The sequence below is a fragment of the Paenibacillus sp. FSL R7-0652 genome, from assembly GCF_038595045.1.
Taxonomy (GTDB): Bacteria; Bacillota; Bacilli; order Paenibacillales; family Paenibacillaceae; genus Paenibacillus.
Genome location: NZ_CP152001.1, coordinates 978,040 through 985,000, shown reverse-complemented (window position 1 = coordinate 985,000; position 6,961 = coordinate 978,040). Strand labels below are relative to the sequence as shown.

Annotated in this window: 5 protein-coding genes; 1 reads left to right on the top strand and 4 read right to left on the bottom strand. The window is 47.1% G+C overall.

Features of this window, described 5'->3' with window-relative positions:
• Nucleotides 1-12 precede the first annotated feature (12 nt).
• The 3 genes from MKY97_RS04455 to MKY97_RS04445 form a co-directional block, all read right to left on the bottom strand.
• Entirely contained in the window at nucleotides 13-618 is a 606-nt protein-coding gene (locus MKY97_RS04455; RefSeq protein WP_342556228.1) for a TetR family transcriptional regulator C-terminal domain-containing protein, read from the bottom strand.
• A gap of 204 nt (nucleotides 619-822) precedes the next feature.
• On the bottom strand, nucleotides 823-1,974 hold the full coding sequence (locus MKY97_RS04450; protein ID WP_342554306.1) for a trypsin-like peptidase domain-containing protein: 1,152 nt from the start codon (nucleotides 1,972-1,974) through the stop codon (nucleotides 823-825).
• Between the two features lie 13 nt (nucleotides 1,975-1,987).
• A complete protein-coding gene (locus MKY97_RS04445) occupies nucleotides 1,988-3,127 on the bottom strand; it encodes a hypothetical protein (protein ID WP_342554305.1) in 1,140 nt (379 codons plus the stop codon).
• A gap of 577 nt (nucleotides 3,128-3,704) precedes the next feature.
• On the opposite strand from MKY97_RS04445, the gene MKY97_RS04440 reads away from it, so the two are divergent.
• Nucleotides 3,705-4,460, top strand: coding sequence for a class I SAM-dependent methyltransferase (locus tag MKY97_RS04440; protein WP_342554304.1), 756 nt, complete (start codon nucleotides 3,705-3,707; stop codon nucleotides 4,458-4,460).
• A 193-nt stretch (nucleotides 4,461-4,653) separates the two neighbouring features.
• Here MKY97_RS04440 and MKY97_RS04435 read toward each other — a convergent pair whose 3' ends face one another.
• The gene (locus MKY97_RS04435) at nucleotides 4,654-6,825 is read right to left on the bottom strand and encodes a penicillin-binding transpeptidase domain-containing protein (RefSeq protein ID WP_342554303.1); all 2,172 of its coding nucleotides are present in this window, start codon (nucleotides 6,823-6,825) and stop codon (nucleotides 4,654-4,656) included.
• Nucleotides 6,826-6,961 lie beyond the last annotated feature (136 nt).

Sequence of the window (6,961 nt, the reverse complement as noted above, 5' to 3'; positions counted from 1 at the left end):
CTCCATCGTTGTCTAATTATGCTGTTTATCCTTGGCGATTCCGTGCAAAAATACATTGGCGGCCTGGCGGTATAATGCTAGAGCCTCATCAGGCTCCAGCTTCCGTGACATTTGGCTGAGTCCAATAATGGTACTTTCCAGAATGAGTGCAAGATGATCCACATTTTGCTCGTGAAACTCTCCACGATCTATACCTTCTTGAATCAGCTGTTTGTTAAATTGAATATGCCGCTCAAATAATACAGCGATTCGTTCTTCAACATCATTCTCTTTTTGCGCTCCAGTGAAGAACTCATCGGCCGCTTTCGTCAAAGGATGGTTGATATCATCCATAATCAGCTGCTCTGCCAAGCCATAGATTTTCTCGGTGGAAGTGCGATACAGATGCGCTTTTGCCGTCCAGCTCGCCTCCCATTCCCGTTCCCATTCATCAATGAGATAGAGGAAGAGTCCTTCCTTGCTTTTAAAATGGTAATATATGTTTCCCTTGCTGCTGCCCGTCGCCGCCACGATGTCCTCAATAGAAGTTGCTTTATATCCTTTTTGTACAAAAAGGGCTTTGGAAGCATCCGCAAGTTTTCTCTTGGTCTGCTCGGACTGGAGCTGTTTTTTATTCAAACTCACTTTCTTCACTCCGTTCTTATATACTGAACATTCGTTCTGTATTTTATCAAATATATGTCTGATCCGCAATATTAAAAAGGAGAACCCACATTCCTGCGAGTCCTCCCTTCTTATTTAATTACTCGCATCAGGCCAAATGGCTAATCCATTTGACCTGACCTTTCATTAATTATGATTGATCACTTACGGATCAGACTATTATTTCTTCTTTTTCCCCTGTCCATGCAGTATCTTCAGTTGACCATTCTCGTAACCGATCTGATACGTTACATCATATTGGGTCGTTACGTACTCTCCATCCCTGCGCTCCTCAGCAGCAATTACACCGCTTATTTCCATCCCCTCGCTATCTTGGTTTGAGGACGTGACTTTTTCCAGACTCACATAGCTGGTGTTCGCGTAACCTTCACGGAACTTGGCGTAACTTGTGCCGCTCTGCCAATCACTACCGAGCAAAGCATAAGCAGACACGTAATCACTCATATTCAAGTAGTTGTAAAGAGCAGCCACCAGCGCCTCCGCTTCCGATAATGCATCGGATGACGTCTGCGAGGAGGAGTCACGAACCGTTTGCACCGCTTTCGCATCAGATGAACGTTCGGACCACTGCTTCACCTGCTGCAGCACACTGCTTATGGGGATGCTGAACCCGATTCCGCCTTCCTGTTTTACGACGGTCGAATTAATGCCAAGCACCTCTCCTGTTTCCGCATTAATTAGCGGCCCTCCGCTGTTTCCGTTGGTAATCGGAGCGGAAATCTGATACAAATTCGTATATATATAGGGCGATATTTCAAAACTGCGATCCAGGCCGCTGACGATGCCGGTTGTTACCGTATTTTCAAATCCCAGCGGACTGCCCAGAGCTAAAATCTCATCACCAACCTCCCCTTTGGCGGAAGCGATGGGCAGAGGTTCCATTTGCCCAAGATCCGGGACTCTCACCACAGCCACATCCGTTTCTTCCCCGATGCCGATGACTGTGCCCCGATATTCCTGATGGTCCAAAGTACGAATGGTCACTTCCCGGGAGCCCTCCACCACGTGAGCATTGGTGATTACATCGCCTTTGTTATTATATAAGAAGCCGGAGCCCAGACCGTCACTGCTTTCAATCGTAACCACTTTTTTCTGGCTATCTTCAATAATCTGTTTACGCGTTTTCTTGTCGGCTGTATTTGAAGCTGTCTTTGCTTTTGGCTTGCCCGCCTCTTTAGAGGAGACAACGGCTAATTTGGGTGCGATCGCCAGCTCATCCGCTGCATGCTGGTGAACCCAGAACACACCACCAGCACCTGCGCCAATGATAACTGCACTGGAGATAATCGTTCCCCATATACGTTTACTCATTCTGATCGTCCTCCTACTCCACATACCATGCTGCGTTCGTAACCGTCACTTCTGCTGCTTCATACACCCCGTAATAAGATGTTTCAAAATAACCTTCTTCTCCTACATCCATTATATCCGGATACACATAAGCATCTGTTTCACCGATATAATCACCAGTAGAAGAATTAACATTAATGATTAATGATACGGATGATATTGGACGTGTCCCCTGATTGACGATTGATCCACGGATATGCAGGTCACCGTAATCATCCAGTTCGGCAGATAAATCCGTTATAAATACGGAACTCGTTTGATTTCGAAGGTCTTCTTCAGCCGCCTGCTGTTCTGCAAGCCGGATACGTTCTTTTTCCGCCTCTTCAAATGCCTTTTTCTCGCGCAGCACTTCATCCCGGAATTTGGCCAGTTTCTGGTCATCGGGCACATAAGATAATCCGTTGTCCACCGTTTGCAGTGCTGCTGTAAAATCACGCTTCTTCACCATCTGCTCTGCCTGCTTGTAGCTGATTCCTGCAAGCTTATCCGTAATCTGCTGCTTCACAGTTTCGGCTTCTTTGCCGCTGAGGCCTGCTATTGCTTTGAGTTTGTCAGCCAGTGCCTGAACGGTGGTTAGCTGATCAATCTCCTTTTTCACCTTAAGAACAGCTAGAGTTACCTTGCGATTATTTAAGGCTGCTCTCGCTTTCTCAAACACAGGCTCCTGCTGTTCATTTAATGTTTTGGCGGCCGTTTGAATAATTTTGTCTGCTTCCGACAACCTGCCTGTTTTCAATAATTTGGCGGCTTCGTCCATCTGATGTAATAGATTGTAAGCTTTCGCCGTAATCTGCCGGTCCTGAGCAAACGCCCCCACATTCGGTCTTTGAACGAGAGCTTTATCCAGCAGCTCTAATGCCTCGGCATATTTCCCAGCCAGTGCGGCCTGCTCCGCCTCAAGATGCAGTTTCTTCACGTGAGCATTAATACGACTTTCCTGATTATAATAATACGTCAACAGACCGCCCATGATCGCTGCAAGCAGCAGCGGGATCACCCATAAGAACGGACTGCTCTTGTGTTTATTTCCCGTTCCGACTGCTGATGCATTGCGCGGTTCCAGTCCAGTTCGGTTAGACCAGATCTGTTCCTCCGTGGAGCTGCTCTGCTTCAACGGAGTCCCGCATTTTTGACATTTGTCATTCTCCGGGCTATTTTTCGTCCCACATATGTGACAATACACCTCGATCCCTCCATTTAAAACGTATGTATGATTCCATTGGTTATCGGTTTGTTGTTCTTTGTTCTTCCACAGCCCTGATATCCACTTTTAGAATATGTACTGCGGAAACTCGGGGTGAATCGACATTTATCATATAGCAAAAAGGTAAATCGCACCATATATTCCTGACCTAAAATACGATATTTCTTAATGAGCAGCACTGATCGCTTCTTTTGGACGCGATACAGCCACTAGTGCTCACCTCGGATTTCCGGAATAGATCCCACTCCAAATTACTGTCTCGCGTATACGCTCTCAATTCGGTATAATGATGCTATTCCAAGCATGTGAGGTGAAAGGGATGTCGTTCCCAATCGTTCGAAGTAATTAATTGTCGGGCTGGATCAAAACGCGTACCAGCTGCCAAGGGGCAGGTCTGTCCATTTGAGTCCGTTCGATGTGTACAAGAACGATAACATGCGACAACAATTCCTGATCACAACATCATATATTGGAGGAAGATTTTATAATGACAAAACAGTGGGATTACAATGCATTTTATGAACGTGTAGGTCAGCTAAATGGCTGGGATTTCAGTACGATGAAGGTCATCTCTGAACCCTTAGGCTGGAACTTGTATGATGAGGTTATCCGAAGCACACAACCATCCGACCTGCTGCTGGACATTGGTACGGGTGGAGGCGAAGCGGTGCTCTCCATTGTCAATCACGCTCATCTGCTTGTTGGCATTGATCTGGCTCAAGGCATGATCGAGACAGCACGGCGAAATTTGGAGAAGAAAGCGAACTGCCCCAATGTACGCTTCGTGCAGATGGATGCAGATCACTTACAGTTCCCCGATCAATTCTTCAATGTTGTATCCTGCAGACATTCTGCATTCAAAGCCTCGGAAGTGTACAGAGTTATCGCAGAGGATGGCGTCTTTCTGACCCAACAGGTCAGCGAGTACGATAAAGTTAATATAGCCCAGGCTTTTGGACGCGGACAGCATTTCGGCATTGAACCCGGGACGCTGCTGGAACGGTACAAAATGGAGCTAAAACAAGCCGGTTTCCAGCAAATCGAAGTTCGCGAATATAATATCACCGAGCATTATGCTGCACCGGAAGATCTTTTATTTCTGCTGACGCACACACCCATAGTTCCTCATTTCGGAGAGCTCGCATCCGATCAGGAGATTTTCGAGCAATTCGTACAGGACAACCGGGACGAGAAAGGTATTCGTACCAACTCGGCACGGTTCATGATTACAGCTCGAAAATAAAAGAATCGACGGACTGAAATTATGATATGAATTGATCTGAAATAATGAGTTTGACATAAAAACGCGCCTTGGTGAACCCGTGTGGATTCCGCCAAGAACGCGTTTATTTGATTTCGTCCTGATATGATGGATATGATCGACTTAATGAACGAGTTCAGCGTATCTTTCTTCCGTACCTTTCTTCACGCTGCGGTTACGGCTCGATCTGCAGCTTCTCCAGAAACGGCTTCAAACGGTCTACCACATAGTGACTGCCGCCACGACCGTTAACCTCTTCAATCACTGCCGCCAGCAGAAATGATGGCGATTCGGTATCATAGGTGACGAAAAAGCCATTTTCCTGACCTTTCTCCCCTTTCTTCGCCTTCAATTCCGCGGTTCCTGTTTTGCCTGCAAGACCACCCGTGATTGAACTGAGTGTATGTGCCGTACCTCCTTGGCGAGAAACCACTTGTTTTAGCGCGTCTGTAACGGTATTAGCCACTTCCGGTGTAATGATCACCTCAGGAGCAGAGGTTTCTTTTCCAACAATCAGAACAGGTTTCACCAGCTTGCCTTCATTCACAAAGGGTGTGAAGGCAGCAGCAAGATGAATAGGCGACATTAACATCTCACCTTGTCCGTAGGAAGTATCCGCCAGAAGCACTTCGGAGGACAAATCCTTGTGTGCCTCGTTCGCGTACTGGCTTGGCTTCAAATACAGCTCATCCAAACCGAGGTTAGTACCAAACCCGAATTTTTGAATCCCCTCGATAAACTTCGTGCTCCCCATCTCAATGGCTTCCATCGCAAAATAAATATTGTCCGAATATACCAGAGCATCGACCATGCTGACAGGGGTAAGGCTTTTCACTCGTTTGACATAGTATCCACCCCAGCTGTCGTCCTTCCGCCACTGCAAACCGGAAATGTCATGGGTTTTATCCGCAGTTGTCACCTTCTCCATCAGTCCTGCCGCTGCAGTAATTGCTTTAAAGGTGGACCCCGGGGCATATCGTGTCGTTACTCGATTGATAAAAGGCAGTTTCTCGTTTGCCGAATAGGCATCCCACTCTGCCTGAGTCAGACCGGTAACCATTTTATTCGGATTGTAGGAAGGCGCACTAACCAGAGCAAGCAGGTTCCCGTCCTTCGGATTCATCATCACCATGGCCCCGGCGTCCCCGCCGCCAGAGAGCGTTTGATACAGCTTTTTCTGCTGCGCAGAGCTGATCGTCAGCTGCACATCCCTGCCATCCACCGCCTCCTTACGTATAATTTCGGAGCGGGTATTGCCCGCTTCATCCGTAATCTCAATCAAACCCCCGCGTTCTCCGCGCAGCTGTTTCTCCATGGACTGCTCCAGCCCCGCTTTACCGATCCAGTCCTCCGCACGGTAATACCCTTCCGTATCTTTGTCCAGATCTTCTTTGGTAGCCTTACGCACATATCCAATCAGATGTGCAGCTGCTTCACCCAGGGGGTAATAACGGATTTCCTTACTTTGCAGGGCAACTCCACTGAGTGAATCTGGTACATCAAATTCCTCTGTGGAGCCCATCGGAACAAAAAATTCAGGTTTCACCCATGTCTGACCAAGTGCCTTCTGAATTGTTTCTACCGATACCTTATAATGATCCGCGATACGTGCAATCATTTGTTCCGGATTCTCTCCCAGCTTCTCGGGAACGATCCCCCACTCATTCATAGTGCCTTCAGTGGCCAGCGGCAGTCCGTCACGATCTACAATATCCCCTCGATTCGGGAACAGCGTTTTCACCCGAACTTTGCTTCCCTTCACCATATCACTCAGGATCAGGGAAGGCTGCCAGTTAATCTGCCAGATGCTGCTCCCATCCTCAAGCTCTCGTCTAACCAGCTGTAACGTATGCGTTTCGCTAACTTCGCCCAGAAACGTTGTCAGCTGCACTTTATAATCGGCCTGGTATAAGTCCGAGCTATCTGCTGCCTGCTGTGCCTGGTCCTTACCCTTTTCATTTTCCGTGGTGTTTAATCCCTCCTGTGTATCGGTTTTATTTTCAGTTTCTGCTGCTTGATTGTCAGGATCTGTCCCGGCTGCGGCCTCTGACGACTGCGCCGGCTCCAGTTCGGCCTTAACGGCAGACACCTGCATCCCCGAATAGATGGCATTGTACTTCTCGACAAATTGTTCCTTGGTCATGCCTGCCTCGGTTAATGAATCAGGTGACATTAATGAATACAGCTGGTCAAACTCTTTCTTTTGCAGATGCTCTATGTACTGATTCACAATCGGCTGGGGCTTGGCTTCCTCTGTTTTGTTATTCTGCATATAAAGATACATTCCGATGCCGCCTGCAAACAGGATGGGCAGCAATCCGTATAATAATTTACGTTTGGATTTCATGTCACATCACCTCTACTCTATACTATAGATTTCCAGCGTCAATTACACAATGTAACAAATCTGATGAATTTGTCATTAAAAATAGCCTTTGCCTCGCATAATATGTTTAAATAAGAATAGTGAATTACATACTACA

Bases quoted from the DNA above. Each gene is read 5' to 3' on its own strand.
- MKY97_RS04450 (WP_342554306.1), bottom strand. From the start codon at position 1,974: ATGAGTAAACGTATATGGGGAACGATTATCTCCAGTGCAGTTATCATT.
- MKY97_RS04440 (WP_342554304.1), top strand. From the start codon at position 3,705: ATGACAAAACAGTGGGATTACAATGCATTTTATGAACGTGTAGGTCAG.
- MKY97_RS04435 (WP_342554303.1), bottom strand. From the start codon at position 6,825: ATGAAATCCAAACGTAAATTATTATACGGATTGCTGCCCATCCTGTTT.